Source organism: Luteimonas sp. Soil_C_5 (assembly GCF_057656615.1).
Window position 1 is genome coordinate 138,010 of sequence record NZ_JBDGKA010000004.1, and the last position, 22,004, is coordinate 160,013.

20 protein-coding genes are annotated in these 22,004 nt (G+C 70.3%); 10 read left to right on the forward strand and 10 right to left on the reverse strand.

Features of this window, described 5'->3' with window-relative positions; all coding sequences use genetic code 11:
- The first annotated feature begins 415 nt into the window (after nt 1-415).
- The 5 genes from AC3A5K_RS12460 to AC3A5K_RS12480 all read left to right on the forward strand — a co-directional run bounded on the left by AC3A5K_RS12460 (nt 416) and on the right by AC3A5K_RS12480 (nt 7,806).
- Nucleotides 416-1,924: a GGDEF domain-containing protein gene (locus tag AC3A5K_RS12460; RefSeq protein ID WP_487617864.1), complete on the forward strand. Its 1,509-nt coding sequence runs from the start codon at nt 416-418 to the stop codon at nt 1,922-1,924.
- A gap of 112 nt (nt 1,925-2,036) precedes the next feature.
- The gene (locus AC3A5K_RS12465; RefSeq protein WP_487617865.1) at nt 2,037-5,495 is read left to right on the forward strand and encodes a hybrid sensor histidine kinase/response regulator; all 3,459 of its coding nucleotides are present in this window, start codon (nt 2,037-2,039) and stop codon (nt 5,493-5,495) included.
- Between the two features lie 149 nt (nt 5,496-5,644).
- Nucleotides 5,645-6,586, forward strand: a complete 942-nt coding sequence (locus AC3A5K_RS12470; RefSeq protein WP_487617866.1) for a DegV family protein — start codon at nt 5,645-5,647, stop codon at nt 6,584-6,586.
- Nucleotides 6,587-6,770: 184 nt separating this feature from the next.
- Nucleotides 6,771-7,112 carry a hypothetical protein gene (locus AC3A5K_RS12475; protein WP_487617867.1) on the forward strand — a complete coding sequence of 114 codons (342 nt, stop codon included), beginning with the start codon at nt 6,771-6,773 and terminating at the stop codon, nt 7,110-7,112.
- Nucleotides 7,113-7,122: 10 nt separating this feature from the next.
- The gene (locus AC3A5K_RS12480; protein WP_487617868.1) at nt 7,123-7,806 is read left to right on the forward strand and encodes a Dph6-related ATP pyrophosphatase; all 684 of its coding nucleotides are present in this window, start codon (nt 7,123-7,125) and stop codon (nt 7,804-7,806) included.
- A gap of 10 nt (nt 7,807-7,816) precedes the next feature.
- On the opposite strand, the gene AC3A5K_RS12485 is transcribed toward AC3A5K_RS12480, so the two are convergent.
- From AC3A5K_RS12485 to ppc, 8 genes are all read right to left on the reverse strand, one after another.
- Entirely contained in the window at nt 7,817-8,875 is a 1,059-nt protein-coding gene (locus AC3A5K_RS12485) for a L,D-transpeptidase (protein ID WP_487617869.1), read from the reverse strand.
- A 68-nt stretch (nt 8,876-8,943) separates the two neighbouring features.
- On the reverse strand, nt 8,944-9,489 hold the full coding sequence (locus tag AC3A5K_RS12490) for a GNAT family N-acetyltransferase (RefSeq protein ID WP_487617870.1): 546 nt from the start codon (nt 9,487-9,489) through the stop codon (nt 8,944-8,946).
- A 2-nt stretch (nt 9,490-9,491) separates the two neighbouring features.
- Nucleotides 9,492-10,322 (reverse strand): S-formylglutathione hydrolase, encoded by an 831-nt coding sequence (fghA, locus tag AC3A5K_RS12495; protein ID WP_487618204.1) that lies wholly within the window; start codon nt 10,320-10,322, stop codon nt 9,492-9,494.
- A 7-nt stretch (nt 10,323-10,329) separates the two neighbouring features.
- The gene (locus tag AC3A5K_RS12500) at nt 10,330-10,662 is read right to left on the reverse strand and encodes a DUF3658 domain-containing protein (protein ID WP_487617871.1); all 333 of its coding nucleotides are present in this window, start codon (nt 10,660-10,662) and stop codon (nt 10,330-10,332) included.
- Nucleotide 10,663: 1 nt separating this feature from the next.
- The gene (locus AC3A5K_RS12505) at nt 10,664-11,773 is read right to left on the reverse strand and encodes an S-(hydroxymethyl)glutathione dehydrogenase/class III alcohol dehydrogenase (protein ID WP_487617872.1); all 1,110 of its coding nucleotides are present in this window, start codon (nt 11,771-11,773) and stop codon (nt 10,664-10,666) included.
- A gap of 25 nt (nt 11,774-11,798) precedes the next feature.
- Nucleotides 11,799-12,074: a formaldehyde-responsive transcriptional repressor FrmR gene (gene frmR, locus AC3A5K_RS12510; protein WP_487617873.1), complete on the reverse strand. Its 276-nt coding sequence runs from the start codon at nt 12,072-12,074 to the stop codon at nt 11,799-11,801.
- A 129-nt stretch (nt 12,075-12,203) separates the two neighbouring features.
- Complete coding sequence (locus AC3A5K_RS12515) at nt 12,204-12,839, reverse strand: glutathione S-transferase family protein (RefSeq protein ID WP_487617874.1); 636 nt, start codon at nt 12,837-12,839, stop codon at nt 12,204-12,206.
- Nucleotides 12,840-12,906: 67 nt separating this feature from the next.
- Nucleotides 12,907-15,627, reverse strand: a complete 2,721-nt coding sequence (gene ppc / locus AC3A5K_RS12520; RefSeq protein ID WP_487617875.1) for a phosphoenolpyruvate carboxylase — start codon at nt 15,625-15,627, stop codon at nt 12,907-12,909.
- 173 nt (nt 15,628-15,800) lie between these two features.
- On the opposite strand from ppc, the gene AC3A5K_RS12525 reads away from it, so the two are divergent.
- Nucleotides 15,801-16,262, forward strand: a complete 462-nt coding sequence (locus AC3A5K_RS12525; RefSeq protein ID WP_487617876.1) for a hypothetical protein — start codon at nt 15,801-15,803, stop codon at nt 16,260-16,262.
- 63 nt (nt 16,263-16,325) lie between these two features.
- On the opposite strand, the gene AC3A5K_RS12530 is transcribed toward AC3A5K_RS12525, so the two are convergent.
- The gene (locus AC3A5K_RS12530; protein WP_487617877.1) at nt 16,326-17,690 is read right to left on the reverse strand and encodes a glutamate--cysteine ligase; all 1,365 of its coding nucleotides are present in this window, start codon (nt 17,688-17,690) and stop codon (nt 16,326-16,328) included.
- Nucleotides 17,691-17,868: 178 nt separating this feature from the next.
- Complete coding sequence (gene yihA, locus AC3A5K_RS12535) at nt 17,869-18,549, reverse strand: ribosome biogenesis GTP-binding protein YihA/YsxC (RefSeq protein WP_487617878.1); 681 nt, start codon at nt 18,547-18,549, stop codon at nt 17,869-17,871.
- Between the two features lie 132 nt (nt 18,550-18,681).
- On the opposite strand from yihA, the gene AC3A5K_RS12540 reads away from it, so the two are divergent.
- The 4 genes from AC3A5K_RS12540 (at nt 18,682) to AC3A5K_RS12555 (ending at nt 21,962) form a co-directional block, all read left to right on the forward strand.
- The gene (locus AC3A5K_RS12540) at nt 18,682-19,584 is read left to right on the forward strand and encodes a c-type cytochrome (RefSeq protein ID WP_487617879.1); all 903 of its coding nucleotides are present in this window, start codon (nt 18,682-18,684) and stop codon (nt 19,582-19,584) included.
- A gap of 70 nt (nt 19,585-19,654) precedes the next feature.
- On the forward strand, nt 19,655-20,305 hold the full coding sequence (locus AC3A5K_RS12545) for a thiol:disulfide interchange protein DsbA/DsbL (protein ID WP_487617880.1): 651 nt from the start codon (nt 19,655-19,657) through the stop codon (nt 20,303-20,305).
- A gap of 41 nt (nt 20,306-20,346) precedes the next feature.
- Nucleotides 20,347-21,162 (forward strand): thiol:disulfide interchange protein DsbA/DsbL, encoded by an 816-nt coding sequence (locus AC3A5K_RS12550; RefSeq protein WP_487617881.1) that lies wholly within the window; start codon nt 20,347-20,349, stop codon nt 21,160-21,162.
- 17 nt (nt 21,163-21,179) lie between these two features.
- Nucleotides 21,180-21,962, forward strand: a complete 783-nt coding sequence (locus tag AC3A5K_RS12555; RefSeq protein ID WP_487617882.1) for an endonuclease/exonuclease/phosphatase family protein — start codon at nt 21,180-21,182, stop codon at nt 21,960-21,962.
- The last annotated feature ends 42 nt before the right edge of the window (nt 21,963-22,004 follow it).

Sequence of the window (22,004 nt, forward strand, 5' to 3'; positions counted from 1 at the left end):
GCGGCCAGCGACCCTGGACGCACCTGCGCGTTCCGCCGACGTCCGCTCGCCATCGCGAGCACGACCTTCAAGTGCGCCGACAGGGACGCGCTCACCCGTCTGCAGCGGTGCCGCAGGGGCCGGACCGGCGGCTCTGTGTCGCTCCAGCTGTCGACCGGGCATTGCCGCAGCCAGGGTCCACGCACGCCCACAGCATCGCCAACGGCTTCGATGGCAGGAACCACAGGGTGTCGAAGTGCCGAGTGCGGCGCCACAATGCGGTCACCTGTCCCGGATGAGGCGTCGGATTGCCCGTTCCGTGTCGGCCGCCATACGCCAGCGCACTCAAGTGGCGCGCGGATCGGCCGATAGCCGGTGACCGAATCCGGGAGATACGCGCATCCCTGCGCGCCATCGCCTTCACGCCGTGAGCGCCATGCCCAAGCCGACCGACGCCGACGTCACCGCCGACCACGCCCCGCGTGGCCGTGCGCGTGGTGCCGGCAGTGCGATCGGCGCCGAGGCGCTGCTGACGCTGTTCGCGGGTGTCGACGAGCCGCAGCGCCTGCTGGTCGCGTTCGCCGACGGCATGGCCGGCCTGCACGACGAACTGGGCGATCTGGGCCGGTATCTGCAGGCGGCCGCCACCTCCGGCGACTGGCTGGCCTATGGCCGCGCGATGCGCCAGCTGATCGACAAGTACGTGCGCCACGTCGAGCTGGACACTCCGTCCCCGGCCGGCGCGGACACCGAGCGCCTGCGCGATCTGTTGCGCCACACCCTGGGCGCGGCGCTGGCGGCGCTGCTGCGCAACGAGCCGGCCTTGTCGGACGAGGCCTTCGCGCTCGCGACCGGTTTCCGCAACTGGACGCCGGGCCAGGACCTGTCGGGGCTGGGGCGGCGGCTGACCGACCTGTGCCATCGGGTCGGCGTGCACACCCAGGACACCGAAGAACAGATCTCGCTGCTGATCGGCCTGTTCGACCTGCTGCTGGAGAACGTGGGCGAGCTGCTGGAAGACAAGAGCTGGCTGCACGGCCAGGTCACCCAGATCCGCGCCCTGCTGGCCGGTCCGATGGACAAGACGACGGTCGAGGAGGCGCGCGCCAGCCTGCGCCAGGTGCTGTACCGGCAGACCCTGCTCAAGCAGGGCATCGACGAATCGCGCACCGCGATGCGCTCGATGATGGGCACCTTCGTCGAACGCCTCGACGGCATGGCCGCGCACACCGGCGAATTCCAGGACCGTCTGGCCGGCCACGCGAGCCGGATCCGCGAGTCGCGCAGCATCGCCGAGTTCAACGGCGTGCTGGATGCGGTGCTGGACGACACCGGCCGCATCCAGGCGCGCGCGATCCGCGCCCGCGACGATCTGGTGGCCGCGCGCCGCGAGCTGGAGGAAAGCGAGCGGCGCATCCACCAGCTGGAACAGAAACTCAGCGATGCCTCGGGCCTGGCGCGCGAGGACGAGCTGACCGGCTGCCTCAACCGCCGCGGTTTCGACGAGGCCTTCGAGCGCGAGGCGGCACGCGCGCGCGAAGACCGGCCGCTGTGCATGGCGCTGGCTGACCTCGACGATTTCCGCCGCCTCAATGCGGTGCACGGCCATCTGGGCGGCGACGCGGCGCTGCGCCATTTCGCCGACGTGGCCCGCCTGACCCTGCGCGACAGCGACGTCGTCGGCCGTTTCGGCGGCGAGGAGTTCGTGATCCTGATGCCGGCGACGACGCTGCCGCATGCGCTGGCCGCATTTGCCCGCCTGCGCACGGTGCTGACCCACCGCCCGGTGCTGCACGAGGATGCGCGCATCTCGATGACCTTCAGCGCCGGCATTGCGATGCAGCGGCCGCGCGAGACCTTCGAATCCCTGCTCAAGCGCGCGGACCTGGCGATGTACGGCGCCAAGCGCGAGGGCAAGGACCGGAGCATGGCCGCGCCGGGCTGATCCCGCCGCCGCACGCGGCCTGCGCCGCCGGCACGCCTGCGCCTGCCGCGTCGATCGGACGACGCACCCGGAGCGCCACGTACACTGCGCGGATCGCATCGCGGGAAACGACATGCTGCCGGGCTGGGTTCTGCTTCTGGTGTCGCTGGGCTATGCCGCGCTGCTGTTCGGCGTGGCCTGGTTCGGCGACCGCCGGATGCTGCACATCGACCGCCCGTGGCTGCGCTCGGCGGTCTACAGCCTGGCGCTGGCGGTGTACTGCTCGTCGTGGACGTTCTACGGCGCGGTGGGCACCGCCGCCCGCCAGGGCATCGGCTACCTGCCGATCTATCTCGGTCCGCTGCTGTTGCTGCTGTTCGGCTGGCGCATCCTCGAACGCCTGGCGCTGATCGCGCAGTCGCAGAACACGGTCTCGATCGCCGATTTCATCGCCTCGCGCTACGGCCGCTCGCAGCGTCTGGCGGCGATGGTCGCGCTGATCGCGCTGGTCGCCGCAGTGCCCTACCTCGCGCTGCAGTACAAGGCGGTGGCGATCAGCCTGAGCGTGCTCGGCGGGCCGGACGATCCGGTCACGCCATTCGGCGATCCGGCGTTCTATGTCGCCGCGCTGATGGCGCTGTTCGCGATCCTCTTCGGCACGCGCAAGGTCGATGCCACCGAGCATCGCCCGGGCATGATGCTGGCGGTCGCACTGGAATCGCTGGTCAAGCTGGTGGCCCTGGTCGCGGTCGGCGTGTTCGCGGTGGTGTGGCTGGGCGGGCGCGATCTCGGGCTTGCCGAAAGCACGCGCGAACTCGTCACCCACGCGCCGCCGTCGAGCTTCGTCGCCCAGTGCCTGCTGGCATTCGCGGCGCTGATCTGCCTGCCGCGGCAGTTCCATGTGGCGATCGTCGAATGCGGCGACGTGCGCGACATCCGCCGTGCGCGCTGGATGTTCGGCGGTTATCTCGTGGTGATCTGTCTGATGGTGCTGCCCATCGCGAGCGCCGGCGTGGCTCTGTTCGGGCGCAGCGGACCGGTCGCGCCGGACAGCTTCGTGCTGGCGCTGCCGATGGCCGAGAGCGCCGACCTGCTGGCGCTGTTTGCCTATATCGGCGGCTTCTCGGCGGCGACCGGCATGGTCATCGTGTCGTCGGTCGCGCTGGCGACGATGGTCAGCAACGATCTGGTGATGCCGGTGCTGCTGCGCCGGGGCTATGCCGAGCGCCATGGCGGCAACGTCGGTTCGACCGTGCTGTGGATCCGCCGCGCGGCGATCGTCGGCCTGGCCGGGCTGGCCTACGGCTACTACCGCGCTAATGGCACCGAAACCACGCTGGCCGCGTTCGGCCTGCTGGCCTTCGCTGCGGTGGCGCAGTTCGCGCCGGCGCTGATCGGTGGCCTGTACTGGCGCGGCGCGAGCCGCCGCGGCGTCGAGGTCGGCCTGCTGATCGGCTTCGGCGTGTGGATCTACACCCTGCTGCTGCCGACGCTGACCGACGCCGGCTGGCTCGATCCCCGGTGGCTGGAAACCGGACCGCTGGGCATCGCCTGGCTGCGCCCGCGCGAACTGTTCGGCCTCGCCGGCTGGGATCCGCTGACCCACGGCACGTTCTGGTCGCTGCTGCTCAATGTCGGCGCGCTGCTGCTGGTGTCGGCGCGCTGGCGGCCGTCGCTGGACGAACGCCTGCGCGCGGCGCCGTTCCTGGATCCGTATGCCGAGCGCCGCACCTACACCTCCGACGACTGGAGCGGCAGCGTCAGCGTGGGCGACCTGCTGACCCTGACCGGGCGCATCGTCGGCGACCGCACCGCGCGCCGCGTGTTCGACGACTACGCGCTGTCGCTCGAGCGCCCGCTGGTGCTCAACGCCGCCGCCGACCGGACCTGGCTGCAGTACACCGAGCGCCAGCTGGCGGCGGCCGTCGGCGCCTCGTCGGCGCGCCTGCTGATGACCAGCGCGCTCAAGGGCTCGGGCATGGAGGTCGACGAAGTCGTCGCGATGCTCGACGAGGCCGGCCAGGAGCTGCGCTTCAACCGCGAGGTGCTGTCGTCGACGCTGGAGAACATCGACCACGGCGTCAGCGTGGTCGACCGCACGATGCGGCTGGTGGCGTGGAATCGCAGCTACCAGCGGCTGTTCGGCTATCCCGACAACATGCTCTACGTCGGCCGCCCGGTCGCCGACCTGATCCGCTACAACGCCGAACGCGGCGAACTCGGCCCGCGCGGTTCGATCGACATCGAGATCGAGATCGACAAGCGCATCGCCTACATGCGTGCCGGCTCGCCGCACGTCTCCGAGCGCGTGCTCGGCAACGGCCAGGTCATCGAGCTGCGCGGACAGCCGCTGCCCGGCGGCGGCTATGCCACCAGCTACAGCGACGTCACCGACTACAAGCGCGTCGAGCAGCAGCTGCGCGAGATCAACGAGACGCTGGAGCAGCGCGTCGCCGACCGCACGCGCGAGGCGGAAGTCGCGCAGGAATCGCGCTCGCGCTTCCTCACCGCGGTCAGCCATGACGTGCTGCAGCCGCTCAACGCCGCGCGGCTGTTCACCTCGGCGCTGCGCGAAAGCCACGACGCGTCCGACCAGAAGCATCTGGCCGAACGCATCGACACCTCGCTGCGCGCCGCCGAGGAACTGCTCGACGGCCTGCTCGACGTCTCGCGCCTCGATGCCGGCGCGCTGAAACCGCAGATCACCGATTTCGACGTGTCGGAACTGCTGCGCCAGCTCGCCGGCCAGTACGCGCCGATGGCCGCGGCGCGCAAGCTCGACATCCGCCTGCACGCACCGCCCATGCCGGTGCGCAGCGACCGCCGCCTGCTGCGCCGGGTGCTGCAGAACTTCCTCGCCAATGCGCTGCGCTACACCCGCAGCGGGCGCATCGTGCTGGCCGCGCGGCGACGCGGAGACGCGATCGCGGTGCAGGTGTGGGACACGGGCCCGGGCATTCCCGAGCACCACATGAGCCAGATCTACGACGAGTTCCACCGCTACGAACAGACCTTCGACTGGGACGGCCGCGGCCTGGGTCTGGGCCTGTCGATCTGCCAGCGCATCTCGCGCCTGCTCGGCCACACGCTGGATGCGCGCTCGCACGTGGGCCAGGGCAGCATGTTCTCGATCACCGTGCCGCGCAGCACGCAGGCGATCCTGCCGACGATCGCGCCACCCGCGCCGCTGCAGGACGAATCGCTGCGCGGCCTGCGCGTACTGTGCGTCGACAACGACGACGACATCCTCGCCGGCATGCGCGCCCTGCTGCGCCGCTGGGGCGTGGAGCCGCTGTGCGCCAAGACCATCGACGAGGCGATCGAACGCATGGACGAGGCGCCCGACGTGCTGCTGGTCGACTACCACCTGCACGACCGCCACGACGGCCTGGACACGCTCGACATGCTGCGCGGCATGGCGCCCGACGTGCCCGGCGCGCTGCTCACCGCCGACGGCAGCGACACCCTGAAACAGGCCGCCCGCATCCGTGGCTACCGGGTGCTGACCAAGCCGGTCAAGCCGGCGTCGATGCGCGCCTTCCTCGGCGCGCAGCGCGCAGGCGGCAAGCGCCGCCCGGCCGCGACGTCTTGATCGCCAGCGGCCACGGTCGCGGCACGATGGAGACCTGCGTCACGGATCGCGTACAGTGCGCCGACGGATGGATGCGCGCCATCCGCCCATCGACGCGCCGGGACAGGCACGCGACGGCGGACACCACACGCGCCTGACGGGAGGGCTTCATGCGTATCGGAATCGTCGTCGACTCGGCCTGCGATCTGCCACCGGCGTGGCTGGACGCGCACGACGTCAAACTGCTGCCGGTCACCGTGCGGATCGGCGAGTCGAGCTTCGTCGACCTGCGCGACGAACGTGCCACCCTGGATTTCGTTGAGGCGCATGTCGCCGAGCGCGGCCACACCGCCGAGACCGGGGCCTACCCGTCGGACAAGATCAAGACGCTGTTCCTCGAACAGCTGGTGATCGATTACGACTACGTGTTTTGCCTGACGGTCACGCGCCACCGCAGCCAGATCCATGACAACGCCACCCACGCCAGCTTCGCGATCCTCAACGAATACAAGCCGATCCGCGCGAACGCCGGGCACACCACGCCGTTCGCACTGCGCATCGTGGATTCGCAGCAGGTGTTCGCCGGCCAGGGCATCCTGCCGGTCGAAGCGGTGCGTCTGCGCGATGCGGGTGCGACCGCGCCGGAGATCCGCAGTCGGCTGGAATTCCTCGCCGAGCGCAGCTACGCCTACATGGTGCCGCGCGACCTGGGCTACCTGCGCGCGCGCATCAAGCATCGCGGCGACAAGAGCGTGAGCCTGCTGGCGGCGCTGATCGGCAGCGCGCTCGACATCAAGCCGATCCTGCACTGCCATCGCGGCGACACCGGCCCGGTCGGCAAGGTCCGCGGGTTCGAGCCGGCCGCCGAGAAGCTGTTTGCCTTCGCCGCCGAGCGCGTGCGCGCCGGGCTGCTGACGCCGACGCTGTGCCTGAGCTACGGCGGCGAACTCGAGCAGATGCGCGCCCTGCCGGGCTACGCCGCGCTGGTCGAGGCCTGCGAGGCGCACAACGTCGAACGCTTCGAGACGGTGATGAGCCTGACCGGCATGGTCAATGTCGGCGTCGGTTCGCTGACCCTGGGCTTCGCCGCGCCGCCGCACGCCTTCGCCTGACGCAGCTTCGCGCGCGGCTGCGCGCGCATGTGGACGTGTGCTGCCTGCCGGGACGCTTCGCCCGTGTCTCCCGATCCGTTCGCGGCGCACGGGACCGTTGCCAGAATCGGCGCTGTCGCCCGCATGACGGATTTCTAACGGGCCGGATTGCTAGGCTGCGCCTTTCCTGCACCGACGACCGCGTATGAGCACCCGTTACCTGATCCGCATTCCCGATACCGACAAGGCCCGCGCGTCCGGCGAGTACGCACTGCGCTCGCAGGGCCCGGAAGGCATCGCCACCGAGCTGCAGGAAGCGCTGCGCGGCGAGGCCCTCTTCGGCCGCTGGCGCGATGCGCAGCCCGATCCGGACCAGGTGGATCCCGCGCTCGGCATCACCGATCCCGCGGCCCAGGTCACCGGCGCGCAGCGTGATCTCGGCATCGACCTGACCGTCGACACCACGATCTCCAGCACCGTGCTCAAGCACCGGCTGAAACTGCTGGCCGGTGGCGCCTGGGAACTGCGCGACGTCCGCGCGGCCTGAGTCCGCTGCGGTGACGCAGCGGACACCGCTGCTGCTGTCGTGGAGCGGCGGAAAGGATGCGGCGTGGGCCCTGCACACGCTGCGCAGCCGCTACGATGTCGAGGTGGTCGGTTTGGTCACCACGATCACCGCCGGTTACGAACGCATCTCGATGCAGGGCATCCGTGTCGACGTGCTGCACGCGCAGGCGCGTGCCATCGGCTTGCCGGTGATCGAGGCGCGCATGCCGCAGGCCGCCGACAACGCGATCTACGAGGCCGTGTTCGCCGATGCGCTGCGCGTGGCGCAGGCGCGCTGGCCCGGGCTGCGCACGGTCGCGTTCGGCGATCTGTTCCTCGACGACATCCGTGCCTGGCGCCAGGCGCAGTGCGCGCGTCTGGGCTGGGACGCGCTGTTTCCACTGTTCGGACGCGAGACGCTGGCGCTGGCCGGTGACATGCAGGCCGGCGGTCTGCGCGCGGCGCTGTGCTGCGTGGACACCACCCAGCTCGATGCGCGCTTCGCCGGGCGGCACTTCGACGCCGCGCTGCTGGAGACCTTGCCGCCGCAAATCGATCCCTGCGGCGAGTACGGCGAGTTCCACACCTGCGTGTTCGACGGTCCGATGTTCGACGCGCCGCTCGACCTCGTCGCCGGCGAGACCGTGCTGCGCGACGACCGCTTCGCCTATACCGATTTCCGCGTGCGCGACTGAGCCGCGGCGGTCAGGGCGTGGGCGGCAGCGCGTCGAGCACGCGCTGTCCGCGGCCGGTCGTCTCCGGCAGCACGTGCGCATCGGTCGCCACCAGCACAGTGCCGGGATGCAGGCGCGGCAGCACGCGTTCGACGAATCCGGGCGGCACCCGCACGCCGGCCAGCAGCGCCGGATCCAGCCCCTGGCCCGCGTCGGTTTCGCGGCCCGGCACCGCGATCGCTTGCCACTGCGGCAGCTGCCCGTCCGGCACGCCGTCCACATGCGCCGCCATCGTGCCGGTGCCCATGACGTAGACGTGGGTGCCGCGCGGCGTGTCCGTCGGCGGCACGACGACCCGTGCGCGGCCGACCTCACGCCCCTCGGAAAGCGCGATCAGGCGCTGGTCGCTGCGGCTGAGCACCAGCGACAGCGGACCGCCGGTCGCCGTGTCGTCTTCGGACCAGCGCCAGGGCTGGCCGTCGTCGAGCGGCAGCGACACCACGTCCGCACCGCTGGCTGCGTCCACCGGCGCGAGCAGGCCGGGATGCACGGCGCCTTCGGAGGTGTGTCCGGTCTCGGCGATGACCACGGTCATGCCCAGCGTCGTTGCCCCGAACAGCCGGCGTGCGAACTCGGTCGGCAGATGCACGCAGCCGTGCGATTCGGGATAGCCCGGCAGGCCGCCCGCGTGCAGCGCGATGCCGTCCCAGGTCAGCCGCTCCTGGTAGGGCATCGGCGCGTTGTTGTACTTGTTCGAGTGGTGGTCGCGGTCCTTTTGCAGGATCGTGAACACGCCCGTCGGGGTCGCATGCCCGGGCTTGCCGGTACTGACGGTGGTCATCGCGATCCGCAGGCCGTTGCGATAGACGACGCCGCGCTGCTCGTCGAGGCTGACGACCATCACCATGGGACCTAGCGCGGGATCGTCGCCTCCCCAGATCCAGTCGCCGGGACGCAGCTGGTCCGACGGCGTATCCACCGCGCTCGACTGCGGCGCGCCCCAGGACGGCACCGGGGAGGCGGCGCCCACCGCGAACGGCGCGCACAGCAGACAGAGCCAGCACAGCAGCCACACCCGTCGTATCGACATCGTCTTCGCCCCGGAACGCATTCAAGGCGACGCTAGCACGCAGCGCGGTGCCCGGCGGGCTGTCCGGATCACGGGCGCCCGGCTGCGCATCGCTGCAACCAGTCGACCCTCGACAACCACAGCACGCGGCAATCGTCGTCGCCGAACCGCCACGGCCCCAGATCGACGAAGCCCAGACGCGCGTACAGCGCACGCGCCCGGGCGTTCGATGCGAGTGGATCGAGCAGCACGCCGGCGACATCGGGCACCGCGAACACACGCGTCAACGCCGCTTCGAGCATGCGGGTGCCGTGGCCCTGGCCCAGGGCATCGGCCTCGCCGATCCAGATGTCGATCGCGCGCGAGACTTGCGCGGGATGGTCGGGATGCGCCGCGAGCCAGTCGGCCCAGTAGCCGTCGTCGGCGCGCGCGGGATCGGCGATTTCCATGAAGCCGATCGGACGCCCGTCGACTTCGGCGATCAGCTGCGTGCGCCAGTCGGGCCGGCGCAGCAGTTCCGTCTCCCAGGCCCAGTCGTCGTGGGGATCGGCATCCACGACCTGCGGCGCGTCGTCCCAGCGCCGCAGCAGCGCGAGATCGTCGATCGTCGCCTCGCGCAGCTGCAGCGTGGACATCGTCAGGCGTGCAGCGCCTGCGCGTGGTGCGCGATGTGGTCGCCGATGAAGCTCTGGATGAAGTAGTAGCTGTGGTCGTAGCCGGGCTGCAGGCGCAGCGTCAGCGGATGCCCGGCAGCCTCGCACGCGGCCTGCAGCAGCTGCGGCCTGAGCTGGCCGTCGAGGAACTCGTCGGCGTCGCCCTGATCGACCAGGAGCGGCAGGCGCCCGGTTGCGCCTTCGACCAGCGCGGTCGCGTCGTAGGCGCGCCACGCGGCGCGGTCGTCGCCGAGGTACGCACCGAAGGCCTTCTCGCCCCACGGCACCTGGCTCGGCGCGACGATCGGCGAGAACGCCGACACGCTGCGGTAGCGGCCCGGATTCTTCAGCGCGATCACCAATGCGCCGTGGCCGCCCATCGAGTGACCACTGATCGCACGCGCGCCGTTGGCCGGCAGTTCGGCTTCGACCAGCGCCGGCAGCTCGTGCACCACGTAGTCGTACATCCGGTAGTGCGTCGCCCACGGCGCCTGCGTCGCATCGACATAGAAACCGGCGCCCTTGCCGAGGTCGTAGCCCTCGGCATCGGCCACATCGTCGCCACGCGGGCTGGTGTCCGGCGCGACAAGGATCACGCCATGCTCGGCCGCGTAGCGCTGCGCGCCGGCCTTGGTGATGAAGTTCTGCTCGTTGCAGGTCAGGCCCGACAGCCAGTACAGCACCGGCAGTTTCGCGTGCGCCGCCTGCGGCGGCAGGTAGACCGCGAAGCGCATCGTGCAGCCGAGCGTCTTCGAGGCGTGCTCGTAGACGTCCTGCCAGCCGCCGAAGCAGGCGCGGTGTTCGACGCGTTCGATCGCCATGTCAGTGGCCCTTCTGCGGCAGGCGGATCTCGAAGGTCTTGAGCACCTGCGGATCGCCCTTGCCTTCGATGCACGCGGCCTGCACCAGCGCACGGATGCGCACGGCGTAGAACACCTCGGGCAGTTCCTCGTGTTCGTCGGGCGCGGCGATCATCACGCCGGAGGCGATGAAGCCCGCCTTCTGCCAGGTGTTGCCGAGCGCCGAGAGGATCGCCCGGTCGATCTGTTCGAGATCAGCGTCGTCCAGGCGCGCGATCGCATCGCGCTCCGCCTGCTCGAGCGTCAGGTCGTCCATCGCACGGTCGAGTGCGGTCTTGTCGAGAGCGTTCGTCATATCAGTAGTGGATCACGGTGCGGATGGACTTGCCGGCATGCATCAGGTCGAAAGCGTCGTTGATCTGCTCCAGCCCCATCGTGTGGGTGACGAAGGGCTCCAGATCGATGCGACCTGCCATCGCGTCTTCCACCATGCCAGGCAGCTGCGTACGACCCTTGACGCCGCCGAAGGCCGAGCCGCGCCAGACGCGTCCGGTCACCAGCTGGAACGGCCGCGTGGCGATTTCCTGACCGGCGCCGGCGACGCCGATGATGACGCTTTCGCCCCAACCCTTGTGACAGCACTCGAGCGCGGCGCGCATCACGTTGACGTTGCCGATGCACTCGAACGAGAAATCGACGCCGCCGTCGGTCAGCTCGACGATCACGTCCTGGATCGGCTTGTCGTAGTCCTTCGGATTGATGCAGTCGGTCGCGCCCATAGAGGTCGCGAGTTCGAACTTGCCGGCGTTGGTGTCGATGGCGAGGATACGGCTGGCGCCGGCCTGCACCGCGCCCTGGATCACCGCCAGGCCGATGCCGCCGAGTCCGAACACCGCGACGGTGTCGCCGGCCTTGACCTTGGCGGTGTTGTGCACCGCGCCGATGCCGGTGGTCACCCCGCAACCGAGAAGGCAGACCTGCTCCGGATTGGATTCCGGATTGATCTTGGCCAGCGAGATCTCGTTCACCACCGTGTACTCGCTGAAGGTGCTGCAGCCCATGTAGTGGTAGATCGGCTCGCCGTTGTAGGAGAAGCGCGTGGTGCCGTCGGGCATCAGGCCCTTGCCCTGGGTGGCGCGCACCTTCTGGCACAGGTTGGTCTTGCCCGACAGGCAGAACTTGCACTCGCGGCATTCGGCCGTGTACAGCGGAATGACGTGGTCGCCGGGTGCGAGCGAGGTCACGCCCTCGCCTACCTCGACCACGACGCCCGCGCCTTCATGGCCGAGCACGCTGGGGAAGATGCCTTCCGGATCGTCACCCGACAGCGTGAACGCATCGGTGTGGCAGACGCCGGTGTGGGTGATCTTGACCAGCACTTCGCCCTTCTGCGGCGGCGCGACGTCGATCTCGACGATCTTCAGGGGTTCGCCTGCGGCGAAGGCGACAGCGGCACGTGATTTCATTGGGGTCTCCCGGGGATAGCAGGGTTTATCGAAGGTAGGAGCGGACCAGCGCGACGGCGTCGTCGATACCGGCCCCGCGCGCGTCGGGCCCGACGTCGGCCGGTCCCAGCGTCTCGCGCAGATGGCTTTCCAGCACGCCGGACATCAGTCCGTTCACCGCACCGCGCAGCGCGGCGAGCTGCTGCAGCACCGGACCGCAGTCGGCGCCGGCCTCGAGTGCACGCTCGAGCGCGTCGAGCTGGCCGCGCATGCGACGCACGCGGGCCAGGACACGCTTCTTCTCTTCGGGCGAATGCGGCATCTCGGCGACGGCTCTGGATACTCGGGGGGAGTATAGACCATCGCCCGATGCGCGACGTGTGGCCGACGGCGTGGGTTCAGCAGCGAGACGCCGACGCGCCGCTGCGGGATGCGGTGTGCGTCGGCGCGATCAGGTCGCGGCGGGCGGCAGCGCCGCGTCGTCGAGCTGTGTGGCGCGCTGCCAGGCCGTGCGCGCCTGCAGGCGTTCGACGTAGGCCACGAAGGCCGGCCGCGCCGGCATCGACTTGAACATCAGGCCCCAGGCGATCTGGCTGCCGACGTAGACATCGGCCGCAGTGAAGCGCTCACCGGTGAGCCAGGGCGCGGCGCCTGCCGCGGCGTGTTCGAGAACATCGACCGTCTGCTCGAAATTGCCGTAACCGACCATCTGCGCACGTTCCGCCGGCGCCAGCAGCCCCAGCGATTTGGCGGTGACGGCGGCTTCGACCGGGCCCGCGGCGAAGAACAGCCAGCGGTAATAGGCCGCGCGCGCCACCGGATCGGCCGCGGGCAGCAGGCCGGCGTCGGGGAACGCATCGGCGAGATAGGCGCAGATCGCGGCGGTCTCGGTCACCACCGCGGTGCCGTGCACCAGCGTCGGCACCTTGCCCATCGGATTGATCGCCAGGAAGTCCGGCGATTTCATGCGCTCCCCGTAGCCCAGCACCTCGGTGCGGTAGGGGCGTCCGACCTCTTCGAGCATCCAGCGCGCGATGCGGCCGCGCGACATCGGGTTGGTGTAGAGGACGAGCTCGGCGTCGGACATGGGCGTGATTCCCGGGGCAGAGCCGCCAGTCTAGGCAGCGACGTCGCAGCCGGCGAGACGCCCCGCGTCAACCCGTGTTCTGGATGCCCGCGGCAATGCCGTTGACCGTCGACACCAGCGCGCGCAGCAGGCCGTCGTCCTCGCGGTCGCCGGCACGCCAGCGCTGCAGCAGTTCGACCTGCAGCAGGCTGATCGGATCAACATAGGGATTGCGCAGCCGGATCGACAGCTGCAGCCGGTAATCATCGGCCAGCAGCACCTCCTGTTGCTTGAGCAGCAGGATCGCGTCGCGGGTACGCAGGCATTCTTCGAGGATGCCGGGGAAGAAATCCGCGTGCGCGTCGCCGGCGAGCTGCGAATAACGCTCGAAGATCGCGATGTCGGTCTTGGCCAGCAGCATCTCGACGTCGTCGAGCGCGGCGCGGAAGAATGGCCAGTCGCGCGCCATTTCGGTCATTGCCTGCTGGCCGTAGGTGCGGATGCCGTGCTGCAGCGCGGTGCCGATGCCGTACCAGCCGGTCAGGCCGGAGCGGTTCTGCGCCCAGGCGAACACCCACGGAATCGCGCGCAGGTTGCCGATGCCGCCATCGCGGCGACGCGAGGGGCGCGAGCCGATCTGCAGGCGCTCGATGACGTCGATCGGCGTGGCCGCGCGGAAGTAGTCGGGAAAGTCGTCGCGCTCGTGGACCAGCGCGCGATAGTGCGTACGCGACACCTCGGCCAGATCGGTTGCCATGTCGCGCCAGGTGTCCTCGCGCGGATCGGCCGGACGCGGGCGCAGCGTCGCGCGCACCACGGCCGCGGTCGACTGTTCGAGATTGCGCAGCGCTAGCGCCCGGATGCCGTACTTGCGATGGATGACCTCGCCCTGCTCGGTGACGCGCAGGCTGCCGTCGACCGAACCGCGCGGCGCGGCGATCACCGCGCGCTCGGTCTTGCCGCCACCGCGGCTGACCGAACCGCCGCGGCCGTGGAAGAACATGATGCGCACGCCGGCCGCCTGGGCCAGCGCGGTCAGTTCGACCTGGGTGCGCTGCAGCGCCCAGCGCGAGGCCAGCAGGCCGCCGTCCTTCGCACTGTCGGAATAGCCGAGCATCACCGTCTGCCGGTCGCCACGCGCGGCCAGGTGGCGTCGGTAGCGCGGATCGTCGAACAGCTGGCGCATCACCGCCGGCGCGGCCTGCAGGTCGTCGACGGTTTCGAACAGCGGCGCGACGTCGAGCGGCACCTCGCCGTCGACGGTGCAGTCGGCGATGCGCGCCAGCGCCAGCACCGCCAGCGCATCGGCCGCGCTGCGCGCCATGGAGATGATGTAGAGCCCGGTCGCGGCGGCGCCGTGGCTGCGGCGCAGGTCGACGACGGCGCGGAACACGCCCAGCGTCGAGGCGACGGTGTCGTTCGATCCGGCGTCCGCCACCCGGGGCGGCGCATCGAGCATCGCGTGCAGGCGCTCGACGCGGGCGTCGACATCGCGCGCGGTCCAGTCGCTGCCGTCGATGCGACCGAGCACCTCGTCGTGCACCGCCGAATCCTGGCGCAGATCCAGCGCCGCCAGATGGAAGCCGAACGTGCGCGCACGCCACAGCAGGCGTTCGAGCGCGAACAGGCCTGCGTTGGCACCGCGGTGCGCGCGTAGGCTGGCGTCGATCAGGCGCAGGTCGTCGACGAATTCGGTCGCATCGGCATAGCCGGCGCGGTGGTCGGCATCGGTCGCCGCCAGGCGGGCCTGCATCAGGTCGAGCAACCGGCGATAGGGCATGTCGGCGTGGCGCGGATTGAGCACCGATTCGGCGCCCGGCACGCTGCGGCGGTAACCGTCGACGCGCGACAGTACCGCCTCGTCGATCTCGGCCCGGCCCAGCGTCTGGGTCAGCACGTTGCCCAGCGCGCGCAGATCGCTGCGGTATTCGGCCAGCGCCTGGCCGCGTTGCACGCCGAGCGCGGCGCGCATGGTGTCGGCGTTGACGTTAGGATTGCCGTCCATGTCGCCGCCGACCCAGGTGCCGAAGCGCAGCACCTGCGGCAGTTCGGGCCGCGTGCCGTAGACGCGCTCGATCGCATCGCCCAGCGCCTCGTAGAACACCGGCAGCACGCGGTAGAGCACGTTCGACAGGTAGTAGCCGACATGCTCGACCTCGTCGCCGACGGTGGGCTTGCGCGCCGGCGATTCGGAGGTCTGCCACGACGAGGTCAGCGCCAGCACGATGCGTGCATCGTCGGCGCGGCGTTCGGTCGGCGTGCGCTCGCGGTCGATGTCGGCCATCAACCGCTCGACGATGGTGCGCTCCTTCTCCAGCAGCACGCGACGCACGGCCTCGGTGGGGTGCGCGGTAAACACCGGCTCGATGTGCAGCCGGGCCAGGCAGTCCTGCAGTTCCGCCAGCGGCACGCCGTCGTCCTTGAGCGCGCGGAACACGGCTTCCAGTCCGCCGGGCTGCGGCGCGTCGCTGGCGCGCTGGTAGTCGCGCCGGCGACGGATGCGGTGCACCCGCTCGGCCAGATTGATCGCGCCGAAGTAGGCGGCGAACGCACGCACCAGCGCTTCGGCATCGTCGGTCGGAATGGCCGCGAGGGTGGCCGCCAGCGCATCGACCGGACGACCGGCCTCGCGGCGTTCGATCGACGCGCGGCGTACGGTTTCCACTTCGTCCAGCAACTGCTGGGAGCCCTGCTCGGCCAGCATCTGGCCGACCATCGCGCCGAGGCGACGGACGTCGTCGCGCAGCAGGGTGTCGGTGTCGGCGAATTCGAGGTGGTCGCGCAGCGGCGTGTCGGCAGTCGGTCTCATCGGGCCAGAGTAGCGCAGCGCGGATGGCGGCCGGCACTCGGCCCGCGACGTCTTACGCGTGCCATGGCTTGTCGGTGAATGCGGCCTGCGCCATGCTCCCGGCGCCGGCGTCCTCGCGCGACGCCACTCCTCCAAGACGGATGCAGGAACACGACATGCGGAATCGAATTTCGATGGTGGCACGCCCCCTCGCGGGCCTGGCGATTGCAGCGGCCCTGGCCAGCTGCTCGGGCGCGGGCCAGAGCCCGGACACGACGAACACGGCGGGTGCGACGGGCGCAGCAGCCGACGCTCCCGCGGACTCGGCGCAGGCCGGACTCGACCCGGTGCTCGCGGAGCCGCAGGTCGGCGACGTCTACGCGGCCGAGCTGACCCATTTCTCCGGTGTCGACTTCGCCGGCCCGGCGAACGACGAAGCCGCGTTCGGCCTGATGCGCGTGATCGCTGTGGCAGACGACCGCATCACGCTCAACACCGAAACCGGCGCATGGCCGAAGGCGCGCGGCGCGATCAACGAGCTGCGCGGCGACCAGGCCGAGATCAACTGGGACGAAGAGGAGAAGATCGAGGTCTATCGCCGGGAGCTGCCCGCGCTGGTGGCCGAAGGCCGGATCCTCGAAGCGCGACGGATGTAACCGGCCCGGCGCGCAGGCGCCGGCGCCTCTTGCCTGACCCGGGCCGCGCGGCCCGGGCGGGTGTCAGTACGCGAACTCGCGGAACACGCGGTCGATGTCGCCATTCCAGGCGCCATGGAACAGCGCGAGCTTGCGCTCGGCCGGCGTCTCGTTCGCCTCGACGATCTCGATCAGTGCGTCGAGGAACACACGTTCGTCCTGACCGCGGCTGTTGAGGCGCGCGCGGCGCTGCAGGCCGCCGGCGGAAATCTTCAGGGCCTCGACCGCGAGATCGCGCAGGGTGCCGCTGCGGAACGGTGTCTTCAGCCCGTGCTTCGGCACGTCGTCGCGCAGCGCGTTGCGCTCGACCATCGTGAAGTCGCGGACCAGATCCCAGGCCGCATCCAGCGCGGCATCGTCGTACAGCAGGCCTACCCAGAACGCCGGCAGCGCGCACAGACGGTTCCACGGACCGCCGTCGGCGCCGCGCATCTCCAGGTACTTCTTCAGCCGCACCTCGGGAAACGCAGTGGTCATGTGGTCCGACCAGTCGCGCAGCGTGGGCAGCTGGCCCAGCAGCGCCGGCAGTTCGCCGCGCATGAAATCGCGGAAGCTCTGGCCGCTGGCGTCGTGATAGGTGCCATCGCGGTACGAGAAATACATCGGCACGTCGAGCAGGTAGTCGACGTAACGCTCGTAGCCGAAGCCATCCTCGAACACGAAATCGAGCATGCCGGTGCGGTCGGCGTCGGTATCGGTCCAGATGTGCGAGCGGTAGCTGAGATACCCGTTCGGCCGACCCTCGGTGAATGGCGAATCGGCGAACAGCGCGGTCGCGATCGGCTGCAGCGCCAGCGACACGCGGAACTTCTTCACCATGTCGGCTTCGGTCGCGTAGTCGAGGTTGACCTGCACCGTGCAGGTGCGGGTCATCATGTCGAGGCCGAGGTCGCCGACCTTCGGCATGTAGTCGCGCATGATCTTGTAGCGGCCCTTGGGCATCCACGGCATCTCGTCGCGGCGCCACTTGGGCTGGAAGCCCATGCCGAGAAAGCCCAGGCGCAGCTCGTCGGCGACGCTCTTGACCTCGAACAGGTGCGAACCGACCTCGCTGCAGGTGTCGTGGATCGTCTCCAGCGGGGCGCCGGACAGTTCCAGCTGACCGGCCGGCTCGAGCGTCACCGAGGCGCCGTCCTTGAGCAGCGCGATCGTGCGGCCGCCCTCGTCGACGGGTTCCCAGCCGAAGCGGGTCAGGCCGCGCAGCAGGACTTCGATGCCGCGGTCGCCATCGAAGGTGGGCGCCTGCAGGTCATCGAGACGGAAGCCGAACTTCTCGTGCTCGGTGCCGATGCGCCAGTCGCCAATCGGCTTCTCGCCCGAGGCGAGCACCTCGACGAGCGTCGCGCGGTCGGTGATCGGGGTGTCGGCGACGTGGCTGGGGCTGGACAAGGCTCGGACTCGCGATCGGGCACTGCCCGCAGGCCGGCACTATAAGCGTCCCGCCCATCGCTGTCGGCCCCGCCGACGGTGTCGCAGTGTTCCCGATCCCGACGCGAGCGGCGGCAGGCCGCAGCTTGCGTCATGCCCGGTGGGCCCGCGGAATCCGCGACGCCCCGCCGGCGATGGATCAGGACGTGGTGTCGGGAGTGCCCGGCGCGGCCGTTGCGCGCGCCGCGCGCGGTGCGCGGCCCGATGCCGGGCGGCCGATCTCCATCCAGCCCGCGATGACGCCACGCGCTTCGTCGATGCCGATGTTGGTCTCGCCGGAGAACACCTGCACGCTGACCTTGTCGCCGTGCAGCGCCAGCAGTTCCTTGCGCACCGCCTGCAACGTATTGCCCGCCGCGCCGCGGCCCAGCTTGTCGGCCTTGGTCAGCAGCGCGTGCGCCGGCATGCCGTGTTCGACCGCGAACGCGATCATCTGGCGGTCGTATTCCTTGAGCGGATGGCGGATGTCCATCACCACGACCAGGCCCTTGAGCGCTTCGCGCTCGCGGAAGTACTGGGCCAGGAACGCCTGCCAGTGCGCCTTCAGGTCGCGCGGCACCTTGGCGTAGCCGTAACCGGGCAGATCGACGAGGAAGCGGTTGTCGTACGGCGGGAAATCGAAGAACACCAGCTGCTGGGTGCGGCCCGGCGTCTTCGACACACGGGCCAGCGCGTTCTGCTGGCACAGCGCATTGAGCGCGCTGGATTTGCCGGCGTTGGAGCGGCCGGCGAACGCGACTTCGAAGCCACCGTCGGCCGGCAGCTGTTGCGGGGTATGGGCGGCCAACAGGTATTTGGCGCGGGCAAAAGGATTCGACATCGCGATAGCTTGGCATGGTCGGCGCCGCCGCGTCTGGACACCGTTTGACCGGCCCGACCCCGCCACACATACTTTCGGAACTCGTGGCCTGCCGTCTGGCGGTTGCTGCGTCAAAGATCTCGGAGCCCAGCAATGCGCCACGCTCGCGCCTTTGGTATCGCCGGTCTTGCCGCCCTTGTGGTCGGTGCAGTCGCTTTCGCCCAGTCCACGGTCCTGCCCCTGCCGGATGCGCCGGCGGTGGAAACCGCGGAGCTCGACACCAATGCGGTGGCCGAGCTGGCCAAGGCCCATGCCGGCGACCCGCAGAAGGGTGCGCAGCTGGCCGGTGCCTGTGCGGCCTGCCACGGGCTGGACGGCAATGCCGAGATCGACCCGACCATCTATCCGCGCATCGCCGGCCAGAGCGAGCGCTACGTCGCCCGCCAGCTGGCGCTGTTCAAGAGCGGCGAGCGCCTGAGCCCGCTGATGCAGCCGTTCGCGCTGCCGCTCAGCGCCCAGGACATGCGCGACCTCGGCGCGCACTTCGCCCAGCAGACCAGCGGCGCCGGCATCGCCGACGACGCGGTCGTCGAAACCGGCCCCCACGAGGGGCAGAAGTTCTACGAGATCGGCCAGACGCTGTTCCGCAGCGGCGCGGCCGACCGCGGCATTCCGGCGTGCATGGCCTGTCACGGCCCGGCGGGCGCCGGCAATCCGGGTCCGGCCTATCCGCATGTCGGCGGCCAGCAGGCCTGGTACAGCTCGGCGCGCCTGTACGCCTACCGCGAAGGCCAGACCATCGAGGCCGACACCCACCTGTTCAACGTGATGGCGAGCGTCGCCAAATCGCTGACCGACGAGGAAATCGAGGCCCTGGCCAGTTACATGCAGGGCCTGCATGCGCGGCCGGATCCGACGATGCTGGCCGCGATCGAGGCCCAGGCGGCGGCCATGCCGACGCCGGCCACGCCGCCGCAGGACCAGCCGGTGCCGGCCACCGACGAGACCGCCGACGAGGCGCTGGACGCCGCGCCGGTCGCGCCCGACGCACGTTGAACCCGACCGGCACGCCGACCGGGGCCTGTCCGCCCCGCCGCCTGCCGTCCGCACTGGAGTGTTGCCCCCGATGAGCCGTTTCTGTTCCGCGCGTCGCGCGTTCGCCGCCGCGCTGCTGGCGCTGTCGATCCTGCTGCCCGCCGCGGCCCAGGACCGGACGCCGGTCGAGGGCGTGGACTATGTCGTCATTCCCGATGGTCAGCCCTGGGCGCCGCTGGACGGCCGGATCGAGGTCGTCGAGGTGTTCTCCTACGGCTGCATCCACTGCTTCCATTTCCAGCGTCTGATGGATGCCTGGGCGCCGAAGCAGGCGGACGATGTCCGCGTGACCTACCTGCCTGCGGCGTTTTCGGCCGCCGATACCTTCGCGCGCGGCTTCTTCGCCGGCCAGGCGCTCGGGATCGAGGCCAAGGCCCATCGCGCGATGTTCTCGGCCGTCAACGAGGGCTCGCGCCTGCCACGCAGCGGCGCCGGCATCGACGCGGTGGCGGCGGTCTACGCCGAACAGGGCGGGGCCTCGCAGGCCACGATCCGCACTGCGATGACCAGCGCCGCCACCGACGAAAAACTGAACGCTGCGCGCGCGTTCGCGGTGCGCAGTGGCGTCGAAGGCACGCCCACGCTCATCATCAACGGCCGCTATCGGGTGACCGCGCGGTCGCTGGACGACACGCTCACCGTCGCCAGCCAGCTGATCGCCCGCGAACGCGCCGGGCGCTGACCCCGTCTTTGTCGATACGCATTGATCCCGAGAGAACGCCCATGAATGTCCGTCGCACCCTGCTCCTGCTGCTTGCTCCCCTCCTGATCGCGGCCTGTGGCCAGCAGCCCGATACCGCGGCCGCGCCGGCCGCATCGCCGGACGCTGCCGCCGGGACCGAGCAGGTCGCACCGGCCGCCGCCGGCCCCGCTGCGGACAGCGCTGCCGCCGCCGAAACCGCGCCCGGCGCCGATGCGACTGCGGACGACGCCGCGCCGCCGGCGGCCGCGTCGTCGCCGGCGCGTGCGCCCGAAGGCCCGGCGCCGGTCGCCGGCACCGATTACGTGGTCATCGAGAACGGCCAGCCGTTCGCGCAGTCGGCCGACATCGAAGTCGCCGAAGTCTTCGCCTACTGGTGCGGCCACTGCGCGGCGTTCGAGCCGCTGGTCGGTGCCTGGAAGGCGCGCCTGCCGTCCGACGTGAACTTCGTCGCCGTGCCGGCCGTGTTCGACGACCGCGACCAGTTCCCGCGCGCGTTCTACGCGTCCGAGGCGATGGGCACGCTGGCCAAGACCCACTCGGCCACGTTCAACGCCATCCACCTGGAGCGCAAGCTGCGCCAGAACGCCGACGCCGACAGCATCGTCGCGTTCTACAGCGGTCTGGGCATCGATGCCGCGCGCTTCCGCAGCACGATGCAGAGCTTCGCGGTCAACGCGAACCTCGGCCGTGCCCGCCAGTTCGCGACGCGCAGCGGTGTCGATTCGACGCCGACGATCATCGTCAACGGCAAGTACCGCGTGATCAACAGCGGCTCGCTGGAGAACGTCCTGCGCATCACCGAGCACCTGGTCGCGATGGAGCGCGGCGCGCAGTAAGCGCCCCGGTCTTGGACATGCCCACCCCCACGCCGGCGCCCGACGCGTCGCGCCGGCTGAAGCTGCTCAGCGCGAACATCCAGGCGGGTTCCAGCACCCGGCGCTACAGCGATTACGCCACGCGCAGCTGGTCGCACGTGCTGCCCACCGGCAAGCGCACCGCGCTCGACGCGATCGCCACGCTGGCCGGACGCCACGACATCGTGGGCCTGCAGGAAGCCGACCCCGGCAGCCTGCGGTCGGGCTTCACCAACCAGACCCACTATCTGGCCGAACGCGGCGGCTTCGAATACTGGAGCCACCAGCCCAACCGGCGTGTCGGCGCGGTCGCGTCGAGCGCCAACGGCCTGCTGAGCCGGCTGGAGCCGATCGAGGTCATCAACCACGCTCTGCCCGGCCGCATCGGCGGTCGTGGCGTGCTGATCAGCCGCTTCGGCGAGGGCGATGCGGGTCTCACCGTCGCCGTCGCGCACCTGTCGCTGGGCGCGCAGTCGCGGCGCTCGCAGCTGTCGTTCATTGCCGAAGTGCTGTCGGACCACCCGAACGCGGTGCTGATGGGCGACTTCAACTGCACCTCCGACTGCGCGGAGATGGACGTGCTCTACCGCGGCACGGGCCTGCAGCCGCCGAGCTGCGCGGTGCACACCTTCCCCAGCTGGCGTCCGCAGCGCGCCATCGACCACATCCTGGTCACCAGCGGCCTGCAGTGCGCCAACATGCAGGCGCTGCCTGCCGCGTTCTCGGATCACCTGGCGCTGTCGACGGAACTCGTCGTTCCCGAACACGCCCTGCAGCGCTGACGCCACGCCGGCAGCCCTGGACGGCCACCGGCGCGCTGCGCA